The sequence below is a fragment of the Leclercia sp. 119287 genome (assembly GCF_009734485.1).
GTDB classification, from domain to species: Bacteria; Pseudomonadota; Gammaproteobacteria; order Enterobacterales; family Enterobacteriaceae; genus Enterobacter; species Enterobacter adecarboxylatus_C.
The window spans coordinates 3,139,473-3,163,265 of the sequence record NZ_CP046445.1 but is presented as its reverse complement, the minus strand read 5'-3'; the positions used below and the strand labels follow the sequence as shown (position 1 = coordinate 3,163,265).

21 protein-coding genes are annotated in these 23,793 nt (G+C 47.8%); all 21 read left to right on the top strand.

Annotated elements, in window-relative coordinates; translation table 11 throughout:
• Window position 1: 1 nt before the first annotated feature.
• The 21 genes from GNG27_RS15335 (at window position 2) to GNG27_RS15235 (ending at window position 23,793) form a co-directional block, all read left to right on the top strand.
• Complete coding sequence (locus tag GNG27_RS15335) at window positions 2–475, top strand: GDP-mannose mannosyl hydrolase (RefSeq protein WP_156264206.1); 474 nt, start codon at window positions 2–4, stop codon at window positions 473–475.
• Window positions 472–1,695 carry a colanic acid biosynthesis fucosyltransferase WcaI gene (wcaI, locus tag GNG27_RS15330; RefSeq protein WP_156264205.1) on the top strand — a complete coding sequence of 408 codons (1,224 nt, stop codon included), beginning with the start codon at window positions 472–474 and terminating at the stop codon, window positions 1,693–1,695. The genes GNG27_RS15335 and wcaI overlap by 4 nt, the downstream gene beginning before the upstream one ends.
• 3 nt (window positions 1,696–1,698) lie before the next feature.
• The gene (cpsB, locus tag GNG27_RS15325; protein WP_156264204.1) at window positions 1,699–3,135 is read left to right on the top strand and encodes a mannose-1-phosphate guanyltransferase; all 1,437 of its coding nucleotides are present in this window, start codon (window positions 1,699–1,701) and stop codon (window positions 3,133–3,135) included.
• A gap of 109 nt (window positions 3,136–3,244) precedes the next feature.
• Window positions 3,245–4,615, top strand: coding sequence for a colanic acid biosynthesis phosphomannomutase CpsG (cpsG, locus tag GNG27_RS15320; RefSeq protein ID WP_156264203.1), 1,371 nt, complete (start codon window positions 3,245–3,247; stop codon window positions 4,613–4,615).
• Between the two features lie 49 nt (window positions 4,616–4,664).
• Entirely contained in the window at window positions 4,665–6,059 is a 1,395-nt protein-coding gene (gene wcaJ, locus GNG27_RS15315) for an undecaprenyl-phosphate glucose phosphotransferase (RefSeq protein WP_142486375.1), read from the top strand.
• A 1-nt stretch (window position 6,060) separates the two neighbouring features.
• Window positions 6,061–7,539 carry a colanic acid undecaprenyl disphosphate flippase WzxC gene (gene wzxC / locus GNG27_RS15310; protein WP_156264202.1) on the top strand — a complete coding sequence of 493 codons (1,479 nt, stop codon included), beginning with the start codon at window positions 6,061–6,063 and terminating at the stop codon, window positions 7,537–7,539.
• Between the two features lie 51 nt (window positions 7,540–7,590).
• A complete protein-coding gene (gene wcaK / locus GNG27_RS15305; protein ID WP_156264201.1) occupies window positions 7,591–8,871 on the top strand; it encodes a colanic acid biosynthesis pyruvyl transferase WcaK in 1,281 nt (426 codons plus the stop codon).
• Window positions 8,868–10,088: a colanic acid biosynthesis glycosyltransferase WcaL gene (gene wcaL / locus GNG27_RS15300; RefSeq protein WP_156264200.1), complete on the top strand. Its 1,221-nt coding sequence runs from the start codon at window positions 8,868–8,870 to the stop codon at window positions 10,086–10,088. Before wcaK ends, wcaL begins: the two co-directional genes overlap by 4 nt.
• 13 nt (window positions 10,089–10,101) lie before the next feature.
• Window positions 10,102–11,490: a colanic acid biosynthesis protein WcaM gene (wcaM, locus tag GNG27_RS15295; protein ID WP_156264199.1), complete on the top strand. Its 1,389-nt coding sequence runs from the start codon at window positions 10,102–10,104 to the stop codon at window positions 11,488–11,490.
• Between the two features lie 192 nt (window positions 11,491–11,682).
• Window positions 11,683–12,678: an NAD-dependent epimerase/dehydratase family protein gene (locus GNG27_RS15290; RefSeq protein ID WP_156264198.1), complete on the top strand. Its 996-nt coding sequence runs from the start codon at window positions 11,683–11,685 to the stop codon at window positions 12,676–12,678.
• Window positions 12,679–12,888: 210 nt separating this feature from the next.
• The gene (galF, locus tag GNG27_RS15285) at window positions 12,889–13,785 is read left to right on the top strand and encodes a GalU regulator GalF (RefSeq protein WP_156264197.1); all 897 of its coding nucleotides are present in this window, start codon (window positions 12,889–12,891) and stop codon (window positions 13,783–13,785) included.
• A gap of 371 nt (window positions 13,786–14,156) precedes the next feature.
• Window positions 14,157–15,242: a dTDP-glucose 4,6-dehydratase gene (gene rfbB / locus GNG27_RS15280; protein WP_156264196.1), complete on the top strand. Its 1,086-nt coding sequence runs from the start codon at window positions 14,157–14,159 to the stop codon at window positions 15,240–15,242.
• Complete coding sequence (rfbA, locus tag GNG27_RS15275) at window positions 15,242–16,111, top strand: glucose-1-phosphate thymidylyltransferase RfbA (RefSeq protein ID WP_156264195.1); 870 nt, start codon at window positions 15,242–15,244, stop codon at window positions 16,109–16,111. The genes rfbB and rfbA overlap by 1 nt, the downstream gene beginning before the upstream one ends.
• Window positions 16,108–16,515: an FdtA/QdtA family cupin domain-containing protein gene (locus GNG27_RS15270; RefSeq protein ID WP_156264194.1), complete on the top strand. Its 408-nt coding sequence runs from the start codon at window positions 16,108–16,110 to the stop codon at window positions 16,513–16,515. Before rfbA ends, GNG27_RS15270 begins: the two co-directional genes overlap by 4 nt.
• A gap of 76 nt (window positions 16,516–16,591) precedes the next feature.
• Window positions 16,592–17,695 (top strand): DegT/DnrJ/EryC1/StrS aminotransferase family protein, encoded by a 1,104-nt coding sequence (locus GNG27_RS15265; protein WP_156264193.1) that lies wholly within the window; start codon window positions 16,592–16,594, stop codon window positions 17,693–17,695.
• Window positions 17,692–18,942, top strand: a complete 1,251-nt coding sequence (locus tag GNG27_RS15260; protein ID WP_156264192.1) for an O-antigen translocase — start codon at window positions 17,692–17,694, stop codon at window positions 18,940–18,942. Before GNG27_RS15265 ends, GNG27_RS15260 begins: the two co-directional genes overlap by 4 nt.
• A 52-nt stretch (window positions 18,943–18,994) precedes the next feature.
• Window positions 18,995–19,492 (top strand): acyltransferase, encoded by a 498-nt coding sequence (locus GNG27_RS15255; protein ID WP_156264191.1) that lies wholly within the window; start codon window positions 18,995–18,997, stop codon window positions 19,490–19,492.
• A gap of 13 nt (window positions 19,493–19,505) precedes the next feature.
• A complete protein-coding gene (locus GNG27_RS15250) occupies window positions 19,506–20,435 on the top strand; it encodes a glycosyltransferase (RefSeq protein ID WP_156264190.1) in 930 nt (309 codons plus the stop codon).
• A gap of 7 nt (window positions 20,436–20,442) precedes the next feature.
• Complete coding sequence (locus tag GNG27_RS15245) at window positions 20,443–21,738, top strand: hypothetical protein (RefSeq protein ID WP_285130279.1); 1,296 nt, start codon at window positions 20,443–20,445, stop codon at window positions 21,736–21,738.
• Between the two features lie 61 nt (window positions 21,739–21,799).
• Window positions 21,800–22,879 (top strand): glycosyltransferase, encoded by a 1,080-nt coding sequence (locus GNG27_RS15240; protein WP_197090531.1) that lies wholly within the window; start codon window positions 21,800–21,802, stop codon window positions 22,877–22,879.
• A complete protein-coding gene (locus tag GNG27_RS15235) occupies window positions 22,876–23,793 on the top strand; it encodes an NAD-dependent epimerase/dehydratase family protein (RefSeq protein WP_156264188.1) in 918 nt (305 codons plus the stop codon). The genes GNG27_RS15240 and GNG27_RS15235 overlap by 4 nt, the downstream gene beginning before the upstream one ends.

The window sequence follows — 23,793 nt, the reverse complement described above, 5'->3', positions numbered from 1 at the left end:
TATGTTTTTAAGTCAGGAAGATTTTGCCACTGTGGTGCGTTCCACGCCGCTGATCTCCATCGATCTGGTTGTGGAGAACGAGCGGGGCGAGTTCCTGCTCGGACAGCGTACCAACCGTCCGGCGCAGGGCTACTGGTTCGTGCCGGGGGGGCGGGTGCAGAAAGACGAGACGCTGGAAAATGCTTTCGCGCGTCTCACTGAGGCGGAGCTGGGGCTGCGCCTGCCGATGACGGCGGGGCAGTTCTACGGGGTCTGGCAGCACTTCTATGACGACAACTTTTCCGGCACCGGTTTCACCACCCACTACGTGGTGATCGGTTATCGCCTGCGGGTGAATGAGGCAGACCTGCGTCTGCCTGATTCCCAGCACGACGACTACCGCTGGCTGAAACCGGATGCGCTTCTGGCAAGCGAGAACGTACATGACAACAGCCGGGCCTACTTCCTGGATCGGTCAGGGGTGCCGGGTTTATGAAAATTTTGGTGTACGGCATTAACTACTCCCCGGAGCTCACCGGTATCGGCAAATATACCGGCGAGATGGTGGAATGGATGGCCAGCCAGGGTCATGAGGTGCGGGTCATTACGGCCCCGCCTTACTACCCGGAATGGAAAGTGGGCGAGCGCTATTCAAGCTGGCGCTACCGCCGTGAAGAGGGGGCTGCCACCGTCTGGCGCTGCCCGCTGTACGTGCCTAAGCAGCCCTCAACCTTAAAGCGTTTGATTCACCTGGGCAGCTTTGCCCTGAGCAGTTTCTTCCCGCTGATGGCGCAACGTCGCTGGAAGCCGGATCGCATTATCGGCGTGGTGCCGACCCTGTTTTGTACCCCGGGCATGCGCCTGCTGGGCAAACTCTCCGGGGCCCGCACCCTGCTGCACATTCAGGATTATGAAGTGGACGCCATGCTCGGTCTGGGCATGGCGGGCAAAGGCAAGGGCGGCAAAGTCGCGAAACTGGCCAGCGCCTTCGAGCGCAGCGGCCTGCACAACGTGGATTATGTCTCAACCATCTCCCGCTCAATGATGAACAAGGCGCAGGAGAAGGGCGTGGCGGCGGAGAAGGTGATCTTCTTCCCTAACTGGTCTGAAGTGGCGCGTTTTCGCGACGTCACGCCTGAAGACGTGGCGGCGCTGCGCGCGCAGTTGGGTCTGGCTGAAGCGCAAAAGATTGTGCTCTATTCCGGCAATATCGGTGAGAAGCAGGGGCTGGAGAACGTCATCGACGCCGCCGCAGCGCTCAGCGATAAGCCCTGGCAGTTTGTGATTGTCGGCCAGGGGGGCGGTAAAGCGCGGCTGGAGAAAATGGCCCGCGAGCGCGGCCTGCAGAATGTTCAGTTCTTCCCGCTGCAGTCTTACGACGCCTTACCGGCGCTGCTGAAGATGGCCGACTGCCATCTGGTGGTGCAGAAGCGCGGCGCGGCGGATGCGGTTCTGCCCTCAAAGCTGACCAACATTCTGGCGGTAGGCGGCAACGCCGTGATCACCGCCGAAGCCCACACCGAGCTGGGCCAGCTGTGCGACACCCTGCCGGGGATCGCCGTGTGCGTGGAGCCCGAGTCGGTGCCCGCGCTGGTGGCCGGGATCGAACAGGCGCTGACGATGCCCAAAGAGAACAGGGTCGCCCGTGACTATGCCGAACGCACGCTCGAGAAAGAGAACGTGCTGAGCCAGTTTATTGCAGATATTCGGGGATAAATCATGAGTAAAAATACGTTGTACCCGGTGGTAATGGCAGGTGGCTCTGGCAGCCGGTTGTGGCCGCTCTCCCGCGTGCTCTATCCAAAACAGTTCCTCTGCCTGAAAGGGGAACTCACCATGCTGCAGACGACGGTGAACCGTCTGAATGGCGTGAATTGTGAAAGCCCGGTGGTGATCTGTAATGAACAGCACCGCTTTATCGTCGCCGAGCAGCTGCGTCAGCTGAACAAGCTGACCGAAAACATCATTCTTGAGCCTGCCGGGCGCAACACCGCCCCGGCCATCGCCCTGGCGGCGCTGGCGGCGCAACGCAGCAGCCCGGATTGCGATCCGCTGATGCTGGTGCTAGCGGCGGATCACGTGATCCAGCAGGAAGAGGCCTTCCGCGATGCCGTGCGTTCAGCCATTCCCTATGCCGAAAGCGGCAAGCTGGTGACCTTCGGCATCGTGCCAGATCTGCCGGAAACCGGCTATGGCTATATTCGCCGCGGCAACGTCACGCCGGGCGAGGGCGAGAGCCTGGCCTTTGACGTGGCGCAGTTTGTCGAAAAGCCGAATATGGAAACCGCCCAGGCCTACGTCGCCAGCGGTGAATATTACTGGAACAGCGGCATGTTCCTGTTCCGCGCCGGTCGTTATCTGGAAGAGCTGGCAAAGTTCCGGCCGGATATCCTGGATGCCTGCGAAAAAGCCATGGCAACCGTCGACCCGGATCTGGACTTTATTCGCGTCGATGAAGCCGCGTTCCTCGCCTGTCCGGAAGAGTCGGTGGATTATGCGGTAATGGAACGTACCGCTGATGCGGTAGTGGTCCCGATGGATGCGGGCTGGAGCGACGTTGGCTCCTGGTCCTCGCTCTGGGAGATCAGCGCCCAGACCCCGGAAGGTAACGTCCATCACGGGGATGTGATCAGCCATAAAACCGAGAACAGCTACGTTTATGCCGAATCCGGGCTGGTGACCACCGTCGGCGTCAAAGATCTGGTGGTGGTGCAGACCAAAGACGCGGTGCTGATTGCCGATCGCAACGCGGTGCAGGACGTCAAAAAAGTGGTGGAGCAGATTAAGGCCGATGGTCGCCATGAGCACCACATTCACCGCGAAGTCTACCGTCCATGGGGCAAATACGACTCCATCGACGAGGGCGATCGCTACCAGGTCAAACGCATCACCGTTAAACCGGGCGAGGGGCTTTCGGTGCAGATGCACCATCACCGCGCCGAGCACTGGGTGGTGGTGGCGGGTACCGCCAAAGTGACCATCGACGAGGTGGTGACGCTGCTGGGGGAAAACGAATCGATCTACATCCCACTGGGCGCGACCCACTGTCTGGAAAACCCGGGGAAAATCCCGCTCGACCTGATTGAAGTGCGCTCCGGCTCGTACCTGGAAGAGGACGATATTGTCCGCTTTGAGGATCGTTACGGGCGCGTATAGCGCTTACGCATTTGCCCGGTGGCGCTGCGCTTACCGGGCCTACGAAAAGATAAAAATTTAATTGGCCCTGTCCGGGTCGGGCCAACTGTTGCCTGAATAAGGGGTAATGATGCAAAAATTAACCTGTTTTAAAGCCTACGATATTCGCGGCAAGCTCGGTGAAGAGCTGAATGAGGACATTGCGTGGCGCATTGGCCGCGCGTACGGCGAATACTTAAAGCCAAAAACCATTGTGCTGGGCGGCGACGTGCGTCTGACCAGCGAATCCCTGAAGCTGGCGCTGGCGAAAGGGCTGCAGGACGCGGGCGTCGACGTGCTGGACATCGGTTTGTCCGGTACCGAAGAGATCTACTTTGCCACCTTCCATTTAGGCGTCGACGGCGGGATCGAAGTGACCGCCAGCCATAACCCGATGGACTACAACGGCATGAAGCTGGTGCGCGAAGGGGCTCGTCCGATCAGCGGCGACACCGGCCTGCGCGACGTGCAGCGTCTGGCGGAAGCCAACGATTTCCCGCCGGTGAACGAGGCGAAGCGCGGCAGCTATAAAACTATCGATCTGCGTGAGGCCTATATCGACCACCTGCTGGGCTACATCAATCTGGCGAACCTCAAGCCGCTCACGCTTGTGATCAACTCCGGTAACGGCGCGGCAGGCCCGGTGGTGGATGCCCTAGAAGCCCGCTTTAAGGCGCTTAACGTGCCTGTCACCTTCATCAAAGTTCACAACACCCCGGACGGTACCTTCCCGAACGGTATTCCGAACCCGCTGCTGCCGGAGTGCCGGGCCGACACCCGCAACGCGGTAATTGAGCACGGCGCGGACATGGGCATTGCCTTTGACGGCGATTTCGACCGCTGCTTCCTGTTCGACGAGAAAGGGCAGTTTATCGAGGGGTATTACATCGTCGGCCTTCTGGCGGAAGCCTTCCTCGAGAAAAACCCCGGCTCGCGCATTATTCACGACCCGCGTCTCTCCTGGAATACGGTGGATGTGGTCGCGGCGGCGGGCGGTACACCGGTGATGTCGAAGACCGGCCATGCGTTTATCAAAGAGCGGATGCGCGAAGAAGACGCGATTTACGGCGGCGAGATGAGCGCCCATCACTACTTCCGCGATTTTGCCTACTGCGACAGCGGGATGATCCCGTGGCTGCTGGTCACCGAACTGCTGTGCCTGAAGGGCCAGTCGCTGGGTGAGCTGGTGCGTGACCGCATGGCGGCCTTCCCGGCGAGCGGGGAGATCAACAGCACCCTCGCGGCCCCGGCCGAAGCGATTGCCCGGGTGGAGAACCACTTTGCTCTGCACGCGCTGGAGATCGACCGTACCGACGGCATCAGCATGACCTTCCCCCAGTGGCGCTTCAATTTACGCTCGTCGAATACCGAGCCGGTGGTGCGCCTGAACGTGGAATCCCGCGCCGATGCGGCGCTGATGGCGGCGCGAACGCAGGACATTATGGCGCTGTTGAATCAGTAATCCTTGCCCCTCTCCCGACGGGGGAGGGGACCCTGAAACAGGAACAACGATGACAAATCTAAAAAAGCGCGAGCGAGCCAAAACGAATGCATCGTTAATCTCTATGGTGCAGCGTTTTTCTGATATCACCATCATGTTCGGTGGCTTGTGGATGGTGTGTAAACTCAGCGGGCTGCCTTTCCTCTACATGCACCTGCTGATGGCGCTGATCGCGCTGGTGGTCTTCCAGATGATCGGCGGGATGACCGACTTCTACCGTTCATGGCGTGGCGTCAAGATCGCCACCGAGCTCCTGCTGCTGTTGCAGAACTGGACCTTAAGCCTGGTCTTCAGCTTCGGGCTGGTGGCGTTTAACAACGACTTTGATAATCGCTTTGCCACCTATTTTGCCTGGTACCTGCTCACCAGCGTGGGGATGGTGGTCTGCCGATCGCTTATCCGCTACGGCGCGGGCTGGCTGCGCAACCGCGGCTACAACACCCGTCGGGTGGCGGTGGCCGGGAGTATGCCCGCCGGGCTGGCGTTGCTTGACGGCTTTCGCAAGGAGCCGTGGCTGGGATTTGACGTGGTCGGGGTCTATCACGACGCGCAGCCCGGCGGTGTCTCTGCTGACTGGGCCGGTAATTATTCCCAGCTGATTGACGATGCCAAAGCCGGCAAGATCCACAACGTCTACATCGCCATGCCGATGAGCGACGAAGCCCGAATCAAAACCCTGATGCGCAAACTGGCGGATACTACCTGCTCGGTGATCCTGATCCCCGATGTCTTCACCTTTAACATCCTGCATTCCCGCATTGAAGAGGTAAACGGCGTGCCGGTGGTGCCGCTGTATGACACGCCGCTTTCCGGGCTCAACCGGGTGTTGAAGCGCGCGGAGGACATCGTCCTCTCCTCGATGATCCTGCTGCTGATCTCCCCGGTGCTCTGCGCCATTGCCCTGGCGGTGAAACTCACCTCAAAAGGGCCGGTGATCTTCCGCCAGACCCGTTACGGCATGGACGGTAAGCCGATCATGGTGTGGAAATTCCGCTCCATGAAGGTGATGGAAAATGACGAGGTGGTGACCCAGGCGACGCAGAACGATCCGCGCGTCACCCGCGTCGGTAACTTCCTGCGCCGCACCTCCCTCGACGAACTGCCGCAGTTTATTAATGTGTTAACCGGAGGCATGTCGATTGTCGGCCCGCGTCCGCACGCCGTGGCACATAACGAGCAGTATCGCGCCCTGATTGAAGGCTACATGCTGCGCCATAAAGTGAAACCGGGCATCACCGGCTGGGCGCAGATCAACGGCTGGCGCGGTGAAACCGACACCCTGGAGAAGATGGAAAAACGCATTGAGTTCGATCTGGAGTACATCCGTGAGTGGAGCCTCTGGTTCGATATCAAAATCGTTTTTCTCACCGTCTTCAAGGGCTTCGTGAATAAAGCGGCGTACTAACATGAGCTTACGTGAAAAAACCCTCAGCGGGGCAAAGTGGTCGGCTATCGCCACGATGATCATCATCGGCCTCGGGCTGGTGCAGATGACGGTGCTGGCGCGCATTATCGATAACCACCAGTTTGGCCTGTTGACCGTCTCGCTGGTGATCATCGCTCTGGCCGATACGCTGTCAGACTTCGGCATCGCCAACTCGATTATTCAGCGTAAGGAGATCAGCCAGCTGGAGCTGACCACCCTCTACTGGCTGAACGTTGGCCTTGGGGTGCTGGTATTTGTCGCACTTTTCCTGCTCAGTGATGTTATTGCTGACGCGCTGAATAACCCGGAGCTGGCCCCGCTGATGCGCGCCCTGTCGTTTGCGTTTGTGGTGATCCCCCATGGGCAGCAGTTCCGCGCCCTGATGCAAAAGGAGCTGGAGTTCAGCAAAATCGGCATGATCGAGACCAGCGCGGTGCTGGCCGGGTTTACCTTTACCGTGGTCAGCGCCCATTTCTGGCCGCTGGCAATGACCGCGATCCTCGGGTATCTGGTGAACTCTGCCGTACGCACCCTGCTGTTCGGCTACTTTGGCCGCAAGATTTACCGTCCTAGCTTCCACTTTTCGCTCTCTTCGGTATCGTCCAACCTGCGCTTCGGCGCCTGGCTGACTGCCGACAGCATCATTAACTACGTCAACACCAACCTTTCCACTTTAGTACTGGCGCGCATTCTCGGGGCCAGCGTGGCGGGGGGCTATAACCTGGCGTACAACGTGGCGGTGGTGCCGCCAATGAAGCTTAACCCGATCATCACTCGCGTGCTGTTCCCGGCTTTTGCCAAAATTCAGGACGACACTGAAAAGTTGCGGATCAACTTCTACAAGCTGCTGTCGGTGGTGGGGATCATTAACTTCCCGACTCTGCTGGGGCTGATGGTGGTTTCCGGAAATCTGGTGCCGCTGGTGTTCGGTGAAAAGTGGGTCAGCATTGTGCCAATCCTGCAGCTGCTGTGCGTGGTGGGGCTGCTGCGCTCGGTTGGTAACCCGATTGGTTCCCTGCTAATGGCCAAAGCCCGCGTCGATATCAGCTTCAAATTCAATGTGTTTAAAACATTCCTGTTTATCCCGGCGATCGTCATCGGCGGCCATCTGGCCGGCGCGATGGGGGTAACGCTGGGCTTCCTGCTGGTGCAGATAATCAATACCGTGCTGAGCTACTTCGTGATGATTAAGCCGGTGTTGGGCTCCAGCTATCGTCAGTACATCCTGAGCCTGTGGCTGCCGTTTTACCTGTCGCTGCCGACGCTGGCGGTGAGCTATGGCCTGGGTATCGCCCTTAACGGCCAACTGCCGCTGGCGGCGCTGCTGGCGGTGCAGGTGACAGCCGGTGCGCTGGCCTTCGCGGTGATGATCGTGCTGTCGCGGAATGCGCTGGTGGTGGAGATCAAGCGTCAGTTCTGCCGCAACGAAAAGATAAAAACGCTGCTTCGCGCAGGCTAATTATTTCCTCCCCCTCACCCCTTGGGGAGGGGAATCTTTTAAGAGGTTATTATGAAATTACTGATTCTGGGCAACCATACCTGTGGTAACCGTGGTGACAGCGCCATTCTGCGCGGCCTGCTGGATGCCATTTACGCTCTGTCGCCGGAGACCGAAGTTGATGTGATGAGCCGCTACCCGGTGAGCTCCTCCTGGCTGCTGAACCGTCCGGTGATGGGCGATCCGCTCTACAGCCAGATGAAACAGCATAACAATGCCGCAGGCGTGATGGGGCGGGTGAAAAAGGTCCTTCGCCGCCGCTATCAGCACCAGGTGCTGCTGTCCCGCGTGACCGACACCGGCAAGCTGCGCAACATTGCTATCGCCCAGGGCTTTACCGATTTTGTCCGTCTGCTCTCCGGCTACGACGCCATCATCCAGGTGGGCGGCTCCTTCTTCGTTGACCTCTACGGCGTGCCGCAGTTTGAGCATGCGCTCTGTACCTTTATGGCGAAAAAGCCGCTGTTTATGGTCGGCCACAGCGTCGGGCCGTTCCAGGATCCGCAGTTCAACCAGCTGGCGAACTATGTGTTTGGCCACTGCGATGCCCTGATCCTGCGTGAGTCGGTAAGTCTGAATCTGATGCAGCGCAGCGAGATCGATACCACCAAAGTGGAGCAGGGTGTGGACACTGCCTGGCTGGTGGATCATCAGGAGGCGAACTTTACTCCGAGCTATGCCGTGCAGCACTGGCTGAACGTGGTGGGGCAGCAAAAAACCGTCGCCATTACCCTGCGTGAACTGGCCCCGTTCGACAAACGTCTGGGCACCACCCAGGCGGCCTACGAAAAGGCCTTTGCTGAGGTGGTCAACCGGGTACTGGACAGTGGTTATCAGGTGCTGGCGCTCTCTACCTGTACCGGGATCGACAGCTACAACAAAGATGACCGCATGGTGGCGCTCAACCTGCGCCAGCACGTCAGCGATCCGTCCCGATATCACGTGGTGATGGACGAACTGAACGACCTCGAGATGGGCAAACTGCTGGGGGCCTGCGATCTGACCGTCGGCACCCGTCTGCATTCCGCGATCATCTCCATGAACTTTGGCACCCCGGCCATTGCCATTAACTATGAACACAAGTCTGCCGGGATCATGCAGCAGCTGGGGATGCCGGAGATGGCGGTGGATATTCGCCATCTGCTGGATGGCTCCCTGGGCGCGATGGTGGGCGACACCCTCGGCCAGTTGCCGGCCATTAACGAACGCCTCGCGGTGGCGGTGAAAGCCGAACGTGAGAACGGCATCAGGATGGTGAAATCGGTGCTGGATCGGGTCGGGGAGGGCAAATGAAGGTTGGTTTCTTCTTACTGAAATTCCCGCTCTCGTCAGAAACTTTTGTGTTGAACCAGATCACCGCGTTTATTGATATGGGTTATGACGTGGAGATCGTCGCCCTGCAGAAGGGCGATACGCAAAATACCCATGCCGCGTGGACGCAATACGACCTGGCCAGCAAAACCCGCTGGTTGCAGGACGAGCCGCAGGGCAAGCTGGCAAAACTGGGCTACCGCGCCCGCCAGACCCTGCGCGGGCTGCATCGCCCCGGCACCTGGAGGGCGTTGAATGTTTCCCGCTATGGCGCCGAATCGCGCAACCTGATCCTCTCAGCTATCTGCGGCCAGACGGCACGGCCCTGGCGCGCGGATGTGTTTATCGCCCATTTCGGCCCGGCGGGCGTCACGGCGGCCAAACTGCGCGAGCTGGGGGTTATCGAGGGGAAAATCGCTACCGTCTTCCACGGGATCGACATCTCCAGCCGGGAGGTACTGGCGCACTACACCCCGGAGTATCAACGCCTGTTTCAGCGTGGCGATATGATGCTGCCGATAAGCGATCTCTGGGCCGGGCGTCTGAAAAACATGGGCTGCCCGCCCGAAAAAATCACCGTCTCGCGCATGGGCGTGGATATGGATCGCTTTACCCAACGACCGGTGAAGGCCCCGGGAACTCCGCTGGAGATTATCTCAGTGGCACGCCTGACCGAGAAAAAAGGGCTGCACGTGGCGATCGAGGCCTGCCGGCAGCTAAAAGCGCGCGGGGTAGCTTTTCGCTATCGTATTCTCGGCATTGGCCCCTGGGAGCGCCGCCTGCGCACCCTGATCGAACAGTACGAGCTGGAGGAGTATGTCGAGATGCCGGGGTTCAAGCCCAGCCATGAGGTCAAAGCCATGCTCGATGCCGCCGATATCTTCTTACTGCCGTCGGTCACCGGCACGGATGGCGATATGGAAGGCATCCCGGTGGCGCTGATGGAGGCGATGGCGGTGGGGATCCCGGTGGTTTCCACGGTACACAGCGGCATTCCTGAACTGATCGAACCCGGCCACTCCGGCTGGCTGGTGGAAGAGAACAACCCCGAGGCGCTGGCCACGCAGCTGGAGCGCTTCGCCGCGCTGGATCACCATGAGCTCTCGCCCGTGCTGCACAATGCGCGCCGGAAAGTCGAGAACGATTTTAATCAACACCTGATCAACCGGCAGTTAGCCACTCTGCTACAGACGCTTTAAAAAGGGAGGCGATATGCCGAAAGAGATGACGCGACGCGCCTTTGTCGCCACCTGTTCCGTACTGGCCGCCGCATCCATGACAGGCGTGCGTGCCGCCGCTAGCGGCGGCACGGTGGATATCAGCCGGTATAACCATCGTGACTGGATCGCAGCCTTTAAAAAGGCCTTTACCGACGGCGACACCGTGGTGGTACCCGCCGGGCTCACCTGCGACAACATCAACACCGCCATCTTTATCCCCGAGGGCAAAACCCTGCGCATCCGCGGCGCGCTGACCGGCAATGGACGGGGACGGCTGGTATTGCAGGATGGCAGTAAAGTGATTGGGGAAGGGGAGGGGCGCAGCGAAAACATCACCCTCGACGTTCGCGGCTCCGACTGCGTGATCCAGGGGCTGGCCATGAGCGGCTATGGCCCGGTAACCCAGATTTACATCGGCGGTAAAAAACCGCGGGTGATGCGCAACCTGCTGATCGACAATCTGCGGGTCACGAAGGCGAACTATGCGATCCTGCGTCAGGGGTTCCACAACCAGGTGGATGGCGCCAAAATCACCAACTGCCACTTCAGCTATCTACAGGGCGATGCCATTGAGTGGAACGTGGCGATCAACGACCAGAACATCCTGATCTCAGACCACGTTATCGACCATATCGACTGCACCAACGGTAAAATTAACTGGGGGATCGGCATTGGCCTGGCCGGAAGCACCTATGACAATGCCTACCCGGAAGACCAGGCGGTGAAGAACTTTGTGGTGGCCAATATCACCGGCAGCAACTGCCGCCAGTTAGTGCACGTTGAGAATGGTAAACACTTTGTTATCCGTAATGTTAAAGCCCGAAATATCACTCCGGACTTCAGCAAAAAAGCGGGGATCGATAACGCAACGGTAGCGATATATGGCTGCGATAACTTTGTCATCGATAATGTTGAAATGGTCGAGAGCGCGGGGATTTTAATTGGCTACGGGGTGATCAAAGGCGATTATTTGTCGATACCGCAGAATTTTCGCCTGAACAATATTCACCTCGACAATCATAACCTTGCACGAAAATTGCGCGGAATACAGATCTCCTCCGGCAATGCCACTTCGTTTGTGGCGATCACCAACCTCGAGATGAAGCGCGCCACGCTGGAGTTACATAATAAACCGCAGCATCTTTTTATGCGCAATATCAACGTGATGCAGGACGCAGACAGAGGGCCGGCCCTGAAGCTGAATTTCGATCTGCGCAAGGATGTGCGCGGGAAATTTATGGCTCGCGAAGAGACGCTGCTCTCGCTGGCGAACATTAAGGCGATTAATGAGAAGGGGCAGAGCTCGGTGGATATCGACCGCATCGATCAGCATACGATTAATACGGAGCGGCTGAATTTTAAGCTGCCGACGAAGCGGTAGCAGACAATAAATGGATGAAATTTCAAGAGCCATCCTCTGGAACTCTTGAAATTTTGTTACTGAACTCACAACAATTAAGGACTATAATCCGAGCCATTAAATTACGGACTTCATCCCTTCTAACGCGTGATTCCTCATGAAAGGTACGATACGTTGTCAGGGGATACTTACACATTACAGAATGAGCGGTTTATGAACGAGAAAGTATTATTTATTGGTGCATCTGGTTTTGTGGGCACTCGTTTGATTGAGATTTCTCAGGGCGAGTTTGATGTCACCAACCTTGATAAACAGCAAAGTCACTTTTACCCAGAGATTACCGTGGCTGGTGATGTCCGTAATCAGGAACAACTCGACGCTGCTCTTGCCGGATTCAACACCGTAGTTTTACTTGCTGCAGAACATCGTGATGATGTGAGCCCAACATCGCTTTATTACGATGTTAATGTTCAGGGGACACGCAATGTTCTGGCTGCTATGGAAAAAAATGGTGTTAAAAACATCATTTTCACCAGTTCTGTGGCCGTGTACGGTTTGAACAAAGTTAACCCGAATGAAACACATCCTCATGACCCTTTCAATCACTATGGTAAGAGCAAGTGGCAAGCCGAAGAGGTACTCAGGGAGTGGCATGCTAAAGCGTCGTCTGAACGTTCTCTGACTATCATTCGTCCGACAGTTATTTTTGGCGAGCGGAACCGGGGTAACGTGTACAATCTGCTCAAACAGATAGCTGGCGGTAAATTTGCTATGGTAGGTGCTGGAACTAACTATAAGTCAATGGCATACGTTGGGAATATCGTAGAGTTTATCAAGTTCAAGCTCACAAATGTTCAGCCTGGTTATGAGGTTTATAATTATGTCGATAAGCCAGATCTGAACATGAATCAGTTAGTATCGGAAGTGGAAAAAAGCCTGAGTAAAAAAATTCCATCAGTACATCTCCCATACCCTTTAGGCATGTTAGGGGGCTATTGCTTTGATATTCTTAGCAAAGTGACGGGCAAAAAATATGCTATTAGTTCGGTCCGTGTAAAAAAATTCTGTGCAACAACGCAGTTTGATGCTCATAAAGTTCATAACTCCGGATTTAAAGCGCCTTACACATTATCACAAGGGCTTGACCGTACCTTAAAGTACGAATTTGTGCATGAGAAGAAGGACGACATCACGTTTGTTTCTGAGTAGATGTTGAGCGATTGGTCGAAAAAAGGACTGTTACGAGCCAAATATCCTTAATTCCGACTATTCTGGGTCTAACTTTGTTCTGGATCGGGTTAAGTAATACTACTATTCAGCCAAAACGTGATTTGCATATGACGTGTTCAGGCTTTCGCGTCTGGGTTCTATCCTGCGAAACGTCTATACTTCGTCAATCCTCTTAAGGTGGAAAAGGTAATGGTTAATTTGAAAGCGGTCATTCCAGTAGCAGGTTTGGGCATGCATATGCTGCCAGCCACAAAGGCAATCCCTAAAGAGATGCTACCTATCGTTGACAAGCCAATGATTCAGTACATTGTCGACGAGATTGTTGCTGCAGGTATCAAAGAAATCGTTCTGGTTACCCATTCTTCGAAGAATGCGGTGGAAAACCACTTCGACACCTCTTACGAACTTGAGGCCCTTCTGGAGCAGCGCGTTAAGCGTCAGTTGCTGGCGGAAGTCCAATCTATCTGCCCGCCGGGTGTAACCATTATGAACGTTCGCCAGGCGCAGCCGCTTGGGCTGGGTCACTCTATTCTGTGCGCGCGTCCCGTTGTGGGAGATAACCCATTTGTAGTTGTTTTGCCGGATATCATTCTGGACAGCGCATCTGCCGATCCGCTGCGCTATAACCTTGCTGCCATGGTTGCACGTTTCAACGAGACTGGCCGCAGTCAGGTGCTGGCGAAGCGTATGAAAGGCGATCTGTCCGAGTACTCTGTTATTCAGACCAAAGAGCCGCTTGATTCAGAAGGTAAAGTCAGCCGTATCGTTGAGTTTATTGAGAAACCCGATCAGCCGCAGACTCTCGACTCCGATCTGATGGCAGTGGGTCGTTATGTATTAAACGCTGAAATCTGGACTGAGCTGGAGCAGACCGAGCCAGGTGCCTGGGATCGTATCCAGCTGACCGATGCGATTGCAGAGCTGGCGAAGAAACAGTCTGTCGACGCGATGTTGATGACCGGCGACAGTTATGATTGCGGTAAGAAGATGGGATACATGCAGGCCTTTGTGCAATATGGCCTTCGTAATCTTAAAGAAGGGCAGAAGTTTCGTGAAAGTATGAAGAAGCTATTAACTAACGATTAACGGTTGGTTAGGCGTTGTCTTACGGCAGTGGATCATTCCAGGCTTTTATTGGCTCAGTGAATGGCACTGCCGTTTTTGTTTTTGAATATATTGTTTAATTTCAGTCGGTTAATTGCTGCTTTTTTGTATCGATAGCCTGGTTTTTTCCCTTGTTTCTAACAGCATTTAAGACGACAATTATTAATTGATTTGCGTCCTACCCTGTCACAACTATGCCAGGGTCAGACGGCAAAAAACCTCTATTATGATCACGTTCAGTGCACTGGTAGCTGTTAAGCCAGGGGCGGTAGCGTGTCTGATTTTTGAAAATGCTGTTTGATCTATTTTCAGATTTCAATGTCCTGATGTATTCATTTAACGGAAAATAACGCGTGAAAATACTTGTTACCGGTGGTGCTGGCTTTATCGGCTCTGCAGTTGTACGACATATTATTCAAGATACCCAGGATACAGTGGTCAATGTCGATAAATTGACCTATGCCGGTAACCTGGAATCTCTGGCTGAAGTAAGCAACAGTCAGCGTTACGTTTTTGAACATGCTGATATTTGTGATAAAGCGGCGATGGACCGTATTTTTGCCGAGCATAAGCCTGATGCCGTCATGCATCTGGCGGCGGAGAGTCATGTTGACCGCTCCATTACCGGGCCTGCAGCATTTATTGAAACCAATATCGTCGGCACCTATGTGCTGCTTGAAGCGGCCAGAGCCTATTGGTCAACGCTTGAAGGCGATGCGAAAAAAAACTTCCGCTTCCACCATATTTCCACTGACGAAGTGTATGGGGATCTGCCACACCCGGACGAACATCCTGCCGCTGCAAAATTGCCACTATTTACTGAAGCAACAGCCTATGCACCAAGCAGCCCGTATTCGGCTTCGAAAGCGTCCAGTGATCATCTTGTTCGCGCATGGTTGCGTACTTATGGATTCCCGACCATTGTAACAAACTGTTCTAACAACTACGGGCCGTATCATTTTCCGGAAAAACTAATACCATTAGTTATCCTTAACGCGCTGGAAGGTAAAACTTTACCAATTTATGGTAAAGGCGATCAAATCCGCGACTGGTTGTATGTTGAAGATCATGCACGTGCACTTTATACCGTTGTCACGCAGGGCAAGCCTGGTGAAACCTATAACATTGGGGGTTACAACGAGAAGCAAAATCTGGATGTAGTCCATACTATTTGCGATCTGCTTGATGAGATTGTGCCGAAAGAGGGTTCTTACCGAGATCAAATCTCCTATGTTATCGATCGTCCTGGCCATGACCGCCGTTATGCCATTGATGCAACTAAAATAAATAATGATTTGGGATGGAAACCATTAGAAACGTTTGAGAGTGGAATTCGTAAAACTGTTAATTGGTATTTGGCGAATGAGACGTGGGTCAGCAATGTGAAAAGTGGAGCGTACACCGCGTGGCTGTCCAAACAATATGGAGAGAATAACTAATGAAAGGTATCATACTTGCGGGTGGGTCAGGTACCAGGCTATATCCTATCACTATGGGTGTATCTAAACAGCTGCTTCCCATATACGACAAACCTATGGTGTATTATCCATTATCAGTGCTAATGCTTGCGGGTATAAAAGATATTTTAATTATTACAACCCCAGAAGATCAGGCAGGTTTTATTCGATTGTTAGGTGATGGAACCCAATTTGGAATTAATTTGAACTATGCTATTCAGCCGAGTCCAGATGGATTAGCTCAAGCATTCATTATTGGCGAAAAATTCATTGGTAATGACTCAGTTTGTTTGGTCCTTGGAGATAATATATTCTTTGGGCAAGGTTTTACACCAAAATTACAGATGGCAAGTAGTCGAGCCAGCGGTGCTACCGTTTTTGGCTATCAAGTCATGGATCCAGAACGTTTTGGCGTTGTAGAGTTTGATAATAATTTTAAGGCGTTAAGTATTGAAGAAAAACCTGCGAAACCTAAATCGAATTGGGCTGTGACAGGACTTTACTTTTATGATAATGACGTAATTGATATTTCCAAAAATATCAAACCTTCGGCTAGAGGGGAGTTAGAAATAACGACGGTTAATGAAGTTTACCTGAGTAATAATACCCTTAATGTTGAGTTGTTAGGACGAGGTTTTGCATGGTTGGATACTGGTACGCATGACAGCTTGATTGAAGCTGGCAGTTTCGTTGAAACCGTTCAAAAACGTCAGGGGATGATGGTCGCATGTCCTGAAGAAATTGCATGGCGCAATGGATGGTTGAGTAATGAAGAATTATTAAATATGGGCATGCATTTAAGTAAAAATCATTATGGTCAATACTTAATTAAGTTGGCAAATCATATATGAAAATAGATTTTATTCCGCTCCAGGTACATGGGGACGAGCGTGGCGCATTAGTATCGCTTGAAAGGGAAAGAAATATCCCTTTCGATATTCGAAGAGTATATTATATCTTTGATACTAAACAGGGTGTTACTCGTGGTTTTCACGCTCACCGTAAATTAAAACAAGTTGCAATTGCTGTGAAAGGGAGTTGTCGGTTTATTCTTGATGATGGGAATGAACGAGTAAATGTGATATTGGATAACCCCACGCAAGGTCTACTAATTAACTCCTTTGTTTGGAGAGAAATGACTGATTTCAGCGAAGATTGTGTACTTATGGTCTTAGCTGATATGGAGTATGAAGAATCAGATTATATTAGAGATTATTCTACCTTCAAAATGATTGTACAAGCCCAACAAGGTTAATTGCGACAACACCTTAACTCATTAATAATTGGAATGTTATTCTTTTGGGTTATTATAGCTAAATAATGGTGAAAAAATGGTTGATTTTTTGAATCTGAAAAAGATAAACGAGCGACAAAGAAGTGAGTTAATCAGTGCTGTCGAACGAGTGATCGATTCAGGTTGGTATATAATGGGAGCGGAATTACAAGCCTTCGAGCAAGAATTTGCAAAATTCTGTCAGGTTAAATTCTCTCTGGGTGTTGCAAATGGTCTGGATGCACTTACGTTAGTGCTTCGAGCCTGGAAAGAAATGGGTAAATTAAAGGATGGCGATGAAGTTATCGTACAGGCTAATACCTATATTGCTTCCGTTTTAGCTATTACAGAAAATAATCTTGTGCCTGTGCTAGTAGAACCTGATGAGGGAACATTTAATTTAAATATTAATAATGTCCGTGCTGCGATATCTGATAAAACTAAAGTCATTCTGCCAGTGCATTTATATGGCCAGATTTCACCAATGAAAGAAATCATGGCGCTTGCAAAAAAACATGGCTTGTTAGTTCTTGAAGATTGCGCTCAATCACATGGCGCCCAAATTGAAGGCAAACGAGCAGGTAGCTGGGGCGATGCAGCTGGATTTAGTTTTTATCCTGGTAAAAATCTAGGGGCGCTTGGTGATGCTGGTGCCATTACCACTAATGATCAGGAGCTATTTACTGTTGTTAGTGCGTTAAGAAACTATGGATCAGAGAAAAAATATTTAAATATATATCAGGGAGTTAATAGCCGGCTTGATGAAATACAAGCGGCTATGTTACGTGTTAAACTAACAATGCTTGATAATGATATTAAAATCAGGCAAGAAATCGCACAACGTTATCTTTCAGAAATTAAAAACCCATTACTTGAATTACCATTTATTGAAAAAATGGAAAATCATGTATGGCATTTATTTGTAGTGAAAACAACTAAGCGAGAAGCATTACAAAACTGGCTCAAGCAACATAATATTCAATCATTAATTCATTATCCTATTCCACCTCATAAACAAAACGCCTATAAAGAGATGAAATCGCTTGTTTTACCTCTTACGGAAAAAATTCATTCACAAGTATTATCGATCCCAATGGATCCAACAATGACCGATGCTGACATAAGTTCAGTTATAAAAGCGTTAAATGGTTTTATGGGATGAGTAAACTCTTAAAAGTTATAGCCTCTACCGGAATTTTAACCTTGGCCAAAATGGCAATGGGATTTGCGATCGCTAAGGTCGTCGCAATTTATACCGGGCCTGCGGGTATGGCTTTACTTGGGCAGATTCAAGGATTTATTACTTCTTTAACAGGGATTATTAACGCACCAGTAAGTAATGGAATCATAAGATATACGTCAGAACAAAAAAAAAATGGCTTCACTGAATGCTCGCCTTGGTGGCGAGCTTCAATACTTTGGGTTTTAACTATTTTCCTGGTTATGCTGCCCTTCTCATTATTGGCATCAAGAAACATTGCAACTTACTTTTTTGGTGATATTAAGTATTCATGGGTAATTAATTTAGTTGTCTTTTTACTACCCATTTCAGCATTTGGAACGCTTCTCCTTTCAATCATCAATGGGTTACAAAACTTCAGAAGATTCATTGTTTTAAACTTTGTCTCAGTGCTAACTTCAAGCATTGTTATGATTTTTTTAATTATCAAGTATAATATTACTGGAGCGATAATTGCGGCCGCCATTCAAACAGCATTGATTGGTGTCATTATTGTACTATCTAATATTGGTCAACAATGGTTAGGGATTAAATATTTTATTGGCACGGTTCACTTTGCTGAGTTCAAAGGCATCGGTAAATATGTACTTATGGCTATGACGAGTGCTTTAGTTATGCCTATATCATTACTTATTGTACGTAATCTATTGGTGCAGTATACCGGATGGCAAGGAACTGGGTTATGGCAAGCTGTCTGGAAAATTTCTGAAGTTTATTTGGGTGTAATAACCATAGCGCTCAGCACCTATTACTTACCTAAATTATCTCAACTATCAGATATAGATAATATATTAAAAGAAATAATATCAACTACCAAGGTTATAATACCAATCATATCCCTAATCGCCGTCACGGTTTTTTTATTCCGTGATTTATTAATTAGTATCTTGTTTACTAATGAGTTTCGTGAGGCAAGGAATCTCTTTGCCATTCAATTAGTTGGGGATGTAATAAAGATTGTAGCTTGGCTATTTGCATTCCCCATGTTATCGCGAGGTGCTGTTAAGTGGTATTTATTAACCGAACTTCTTTTTGGTGTGGTTTTTATTTCACTTTCATTCATTCTTATTCCTATTTTCATGTTGCACGGTGCCAATTACGCCTATCTTTTTAGTTATATAATTTATGGCGTTATTGTTATAACAAAAATTAGAACTTTCGCAGCATAGGGCTTTAAAATTGAACTATCTTAGTAAACTTTATTATACGGTGTTGAGTATTATGTACCTCGTGATTGTCAATATTAGTACACGAGGTTCAATTAAATTTAAATCCCCCAGATTCGGAAAAGGATTAAGTGTTTCAGTATACGGCCGAGCAAAGATTGAAATTGAAAATTTAGTTGCAAGAAATAATTTAAATCTGCTTGTAAGTCAAGGTTGCTTGTCTTTTCAGAAAGGTTGCTTCGTAAATAATAATTGCTCTTTTAATTGCCTTGATAAAATTGAAGTTGGAGAAAATACAATTTTTGGTGAAAGTGTGAAAGTATATGATCATGATCATCTAATCAATGATGGATATTTTGTTAGCAAAAACGAATTTGTTACTTGCCCTGTTAGTATAGGTTCTAACTGTTGGATTGGTTCTAACGTAGTAATATTAAAAGGGGTAAGTATAGCGGATAATGTCATTATTGGTGCCAACTCTCTTGTAAATAAGTCTATATCCTCTTCAGGCATCTATGTTAGTAAAAACGGCGTACTAACAAAAATTAAGTAAATATAAGGTTTACATGTCAGAAATGGAAATGCTAATAACTGTTGTCGTATTATCTTATAATTCTGGGAATACTATTGCTGAAACATTACATAGCATTCTTGAACAGACTTATGATAAGAAAAATATTGAAGTAATTATCTCTGATGATGGTTCTCAAGACGATACATTGCTTATTGCCCAAGAGTGGAAAAACCAAAATCAAGTTTTTTTCAAAGAAATCATCATTATATCGCATAAAAAAAATAAAGGCGTTGCGGCTAACTGTAATCAAGGATGGCGGCTAGCGAGTGGAAAATGGATTAAAACTATTGCCGCGGATGATCTACTATTGCCAGACTGTTTAAAACATAATGCATGCTTTGTTTCAAATAATCCAGAAGCAAAGATTGTTTTCTCTGATATGATTCCCTTCATTGGCAATGTATATCAAGCACCGATTGTGCATGATAAAAATAAAATATTATGCAACCAGCAACAACAATTTAATAATATACTCTCAGAATGTTATCTGCTTGCACCTACAGCTTTTATCAACAATAAGGTTCTGAAAGAGGTTGGGTATGCTGATGAATCCTATCCGATGATTGAGGATTACCCCCTATGGTTCAAATGTCTTAGTAATGGTTATTTGCTTTCATATCTTGAAGAGACTACTGTACTTTATCGGAAAGGTGACTCTCTATCGCAGCAAGGTACGCGAATTGGAAATGCCTCTTACCTTGAGTCTTTTTATAATTTCCAAAAAGAAAAAATATGGCCTAAATTACCATTAAGCAAAATTTTAAAAAAATGGGACGATTATTTGCTTTTTAAACAAAGAATACTTTGGATTCGTTTCTTTGGTAATAAGGTGACATTACCATATCTCATATTGCAAAAATCATTATTTCTAATTAGACCATACCGTTTATATTCATTCGCAAAAAAATTAATGAACAAATAGAGACAAGATGATGGCTATAAATGCATTAATAATATTAATATTTGCGATTGTAACTATATTGGCAAATGTGCGTTTGAGAATGTTTAGTTTCAAACCAACGGTGTTAGGGGCCATTTTTTTACTGGCTTTGTTTGTGCAGATTGTACCGGGTACAATTTTAGTTGCATTTTACAATTATCCAATGTCATTTGGCGTTGATACAGTTATCACAGCAGAAAGCAAAGTTGAAACATTCCGTTATACTATAATCTCAATTTCAGTTTTATTATTCATCATTTTTTTATTTTCTTATATTTGCCGTTTTGATGTTGATCTTGAGAAACTGGAAACACATCATATTCGCGCCAAATTGCTGACGTTTTTTTCATTTGCAGTAATTGCTATCAAAATCCTATCGGTTGGAAATATTCCATTCCTGATGGCACTAAGAGGTGACTTTGACGGAGCTGCTTTGGCTAAAGCACAAATACTCAGAAACGAAGTAGGCTTCGGTGGTTTGTTTATTGGTTATATTTTTGTCTACTTCCCATACATTTCAATGGTTTATGCTTATTGCCATAAAAAGCGATACCAGTTTGGTAATTTCATATTCAGAGTTAACTTACTACTTATAACCATATATAGTATTTATGATATGCAAAAGTCAAAGTTTATAGTTGTGCTTTTCATGCTATTTATACTTTATTTAAAGTTTTCCAAACGCGTCAACTATGTGCTTGTCACAATAATTCCTGCAGTTAGTATTGTGCTTCTCTGTGCTTTCTTTATGTTGTTACATAATATTCCGTTAGGAGAGGTTTTTGATTCTGTTTTAGCAAGGCTATTTATCGGTCAAACTGAAGGTTCTTTCATGATATATCAGGCATTGATACCTGATATTTCTCGTATAGCATATGGTATGCCTCTGGGGGGCCTTTTTGGTATATATGCAGTGGATCCTGCAGCGGAAATAATTACAATATTCTTTCCAACTGCTGGTGACGCATGGATTAACTCTAACAGTTACTTCCAGGCGCATGCATGGTCAATATTTGGAGATATCTCGCTATTGCTCGGACCTTTAATTGTCAGTCTGAATATTATTGGTCTATACTTCTTAAAAGAGATGTTCAGTAAAATTGATAGGGCATATGCAAGTTGTGTTTATATTGTTTCCATTTTGACATTACCCATTGTAAATGATTTTTCGTATTTCTTGTTCTTTAAATCTTGGTTCTGCATGCTTGTACTGATGCTATTTTATATTATTACTTCTAAAATGATTGAGTTGAGCATTAAGGTAAGAACAAATACTATATCTTAATTGCTCATTATGTTTCTTCCTCACTAATCAACCTACTATTGATTAACTTTTGAAAACTATGATGAAAGTACTGCATATTGTTGGGAATAAGATTGAATCTTCAAATGGCATTGGACGGCTATTACCTGAGATGATTGTGATGCAGAATAATTACAGTTCAGACATGGAGTCTTCGCTTTACTGTATCAATGACACCTACGAAAATGCATCCTTCGAGGTCATCAATTATAATGAAATGAATGATAGCCTCATCGATAATTTCGACATATTTATTTTTCATGGCCTTTACTTTTACCGTTATATCACATTTGCAAAAAAGATTCGCTCAAGAAATAAACCTTATCTCATAAAACCTCACTCTAGCTTAATAACTCACGCTCAGAAAAAATCCTTAATTAAGAAATATTTAGCGAATCTATTATTTTTCAAGGGATTTGTGAAACATGCAAACGCTGTAATATTTACAAATGAAGATGAGGCTAAAAATTCTGTACAATGGAATGATAATATTTTGTATGAAGGTAACGGCTTGCAAAGTATCCAAACAAAAGAGGTGAGACTCAGGAAAAAAAATTCACCATATAAATTTGTATATCTTTCTCGCATAGATTTTTCACATAAAGGAACGGATATCCTTTTAGATGCTTTGATGTTGTTGAAAGAAAACAATAAAATCGATAATCTTGATCTTGCAATATATGGAAAGGGTTCTCCAGAGGAAGAAAATGAATTAGTGAGACGCATCAATCAATTGAATTTCAAAGATGTATCGTTTAAAGGACCAATATTTGGTCAGCAAAAAAATGATATGTTTTATGAGAAAGATATTTTTATATTAACTTCTCGATACGAAGGTTTCCCGATGGCTATTCTTGAGGCATTAGACTCAGGTTTACCATGTCTGGTTACGCAAGGCGTTAATATGACGAGTATTATTAATAATCATCATGTTGGCTGGGAGTGTCAAACTACTCCACAAAGTGTTGCTGAACTAATTCTCTATGTAATGAACATAGACGAAGAAGTTCTGAATAATATGACTACAAAATCACGGGAGTATATTATTAATCAACATGATTGGTCTGCACTCGTTAAATATTCAGAATCTATTTATGCTGATGTGTATAAGAGGGTTGTGTGAAAAAGAAAATTCTAATTTTAGGAGGTGCTGGTTTTATTGGGGTAAACCTAATTGAACATTTCTTAAACAAAAATTATGATGTAGTTGTATATGGTAGAACACTACCTTTAGGATTTGAAGGTAAGATAATATTTATTGAGGCCGGATTATCTGATGTTTCTGAAAAAAAAGATTATCTTCGAAACCTTAAAATCGACTCGGCAATTTACTTAATTAATACCTTTCCCGTAAATTCAAATGTTTCTGATTATCAATTCTTATTAGAACAGAATAAAAATCTTATTAATAACATTTTTGATGTCGTTGAACGTTTCATCTTTATCTCTTCAGGTGGCCGGGTTTACAAAAGTAGCAATCGCCCTCATCATGAAAATGAAAAGCTTACAGCGATTTGTGATTATGGGAAAAGCAAAATTGCATTAGAGCAATTTGTTTCGTCTTGCGCTAATCATAAAAATAAAAAACACCTTATTATAAGACCTTCTAATCCTTATGGTCCTCACCAGAGACTTACTGGAAACCAAGGGTTGATCGCTGTATTAATTGGTCGGATATTAACTGGGGAACCTATTGAGGTATGGGGAAGTGGGCTTGAAGTAAGAGATTATATTTATATTAAAGACTTTGTTGGGATATTTTATAACTTATATTGCATTGAAACCCCTAAATATAATGTCTATAACATAGGCTCATGTGCTGGCGAGTCGACATTATCTATTTTAGATGCGGTTCGTCTCCAATTGCCTAAGCATGAAATACAAATCAAGTATATTGCGAATGATCAAATAATAAAATCAAATATACTTTGTAATAAGCGTGTTCTTGATGAAATAGGTAACTTTACTTATACAAATCTTAGCTCTGGAATTGCGCAATTTATAGAATGGTTGCATGTTACACCGCATAATAAATGA

Bases quoted from the DNA above. Each gene is read 5' to 3' on its own strand.
- GNG27_RS15335 (WP_156264206.1), top strand. From the start codon at position 2: ATGTTTTTAAGTCAGGAAGATTTTGCCACTGTGGTGCGTTCCACGCCG.
- wcaI (WP_156264205.1), top strand. From the start codon at position 472: ATGAAAATTTTGGTGTACGGCATTAACTACTCCCCGGAGCTCACCGGT.
- cpsB (WP_156264204.1), top strand. From the start codon at position 1,699: ATGAGTAAAAATACGTTGTACCCGGTGGTAATGGCAGGTGGCTCTGGC.
- cpsG (WP_156264203.1), top strand. From the start codon at position 3,245: ATGCAAAAATTAACCTGTTTTAAAGCCTACGATATTCGCGGCAAGCTC.
- wcaJ (WP_142486375.1), top strand. From the start codon at position 4,665: ATGACAAATCTAAAAAAGCGCGAGCGAGCCAAAACGAATGCATCGTTA.
- wzxC (WP_156264202.1), top strand. From the start codon at position 6,061: ATGAGCTTACGTGAAAAAACCCTCAGCGGGGCAAAGTGGTCGGCTATC.
- wcaK (WP_156264201.1), top strand. From the start codon at position 7,591: ATGAAATTACTGATTCTGGGCAACCATACCTGTGGTAACCGTGGTGAC.
- wcaL (WP_156264200.1), top strand. From the start codon at position 8,868: ATGAAGGTTGGTTTCTTCTTACTGAAATTCCCGCTCTCGTCAGAAACT.
- wcaM (WP_156264199.1), top strand. From the start codon at position 10,102: ATGCCGAAAGAGATGACGCGACGCGCCTTTGTCGCCACCTGTTCCGTA.
- GNG27_RS15290 (WP_156264198.1), top strand. From the start codon at position 11,683: ATGAACGAGAAAGTATTATTTATTGGTGCATCTGGTTTTGTGGGCACT.
- galF (WP_156264197.1), top strand. From the start codon at position 12,889: ATGGTTAATTTGAAAGCGGTCATTCCAGTAGCAGGTTTGGGCATGCAT.
- rfbA (WP_156264195.1), top strand. From the start codon at position 15,242: ATGAAAGGTATCATACTTGCGGGTGGGTCAGGTACCAGGCTATATCCT.
- GNG27_RS15270 (WP_156264194.1), top strand. From the start codon at position 16,108: ATGAAAATAGATTTTATTCCGCTCCAGGTACATGGGGACGAGCGTGGC.
- GNG27_RS15265 (WP_156264193.1), top strand. From the start codon at position 16,592: ATGGTTGATTTTTTGAATCTGAAAAAGATAAACGAGCGACAAAGAAGT.
- GNG27_RS15260 (WP_156264192.1), top strand. From the start codon at position 17,692: ATGAGTAAACTCTTAAAAGTTATAGCCTCTACCGGAATTTTAACCTTG.
- GNG27_RS15255 (WP_156264191.1), top strand. From the start codon at position 18,995: ATGTACCTCGTGATTGTCAATATTAGTACACGAGGTTCAATTAAATTT.
- GNG27_RS15250 (WP_156264190.1), top strand. From the start codon at position 19,506: ATGTCAGAAATGGAAATGCTAATAACTGTTGTCGTATTATCTTATAAT.
- GNG27_RS15245 (WP_285130279.1), top strand. From the start codon at position 20,443: ATGATGGCTATAAATGCATTAATAATATTAATATTTGCGATTGTAACT.
- GNG27_RS15240 (WP_197090531.1), top strand. From the start codon at position 21,800: ATGAAAGTACTGCATATTGTTGGGAATAAGATTGAATCTTCAAATGGC.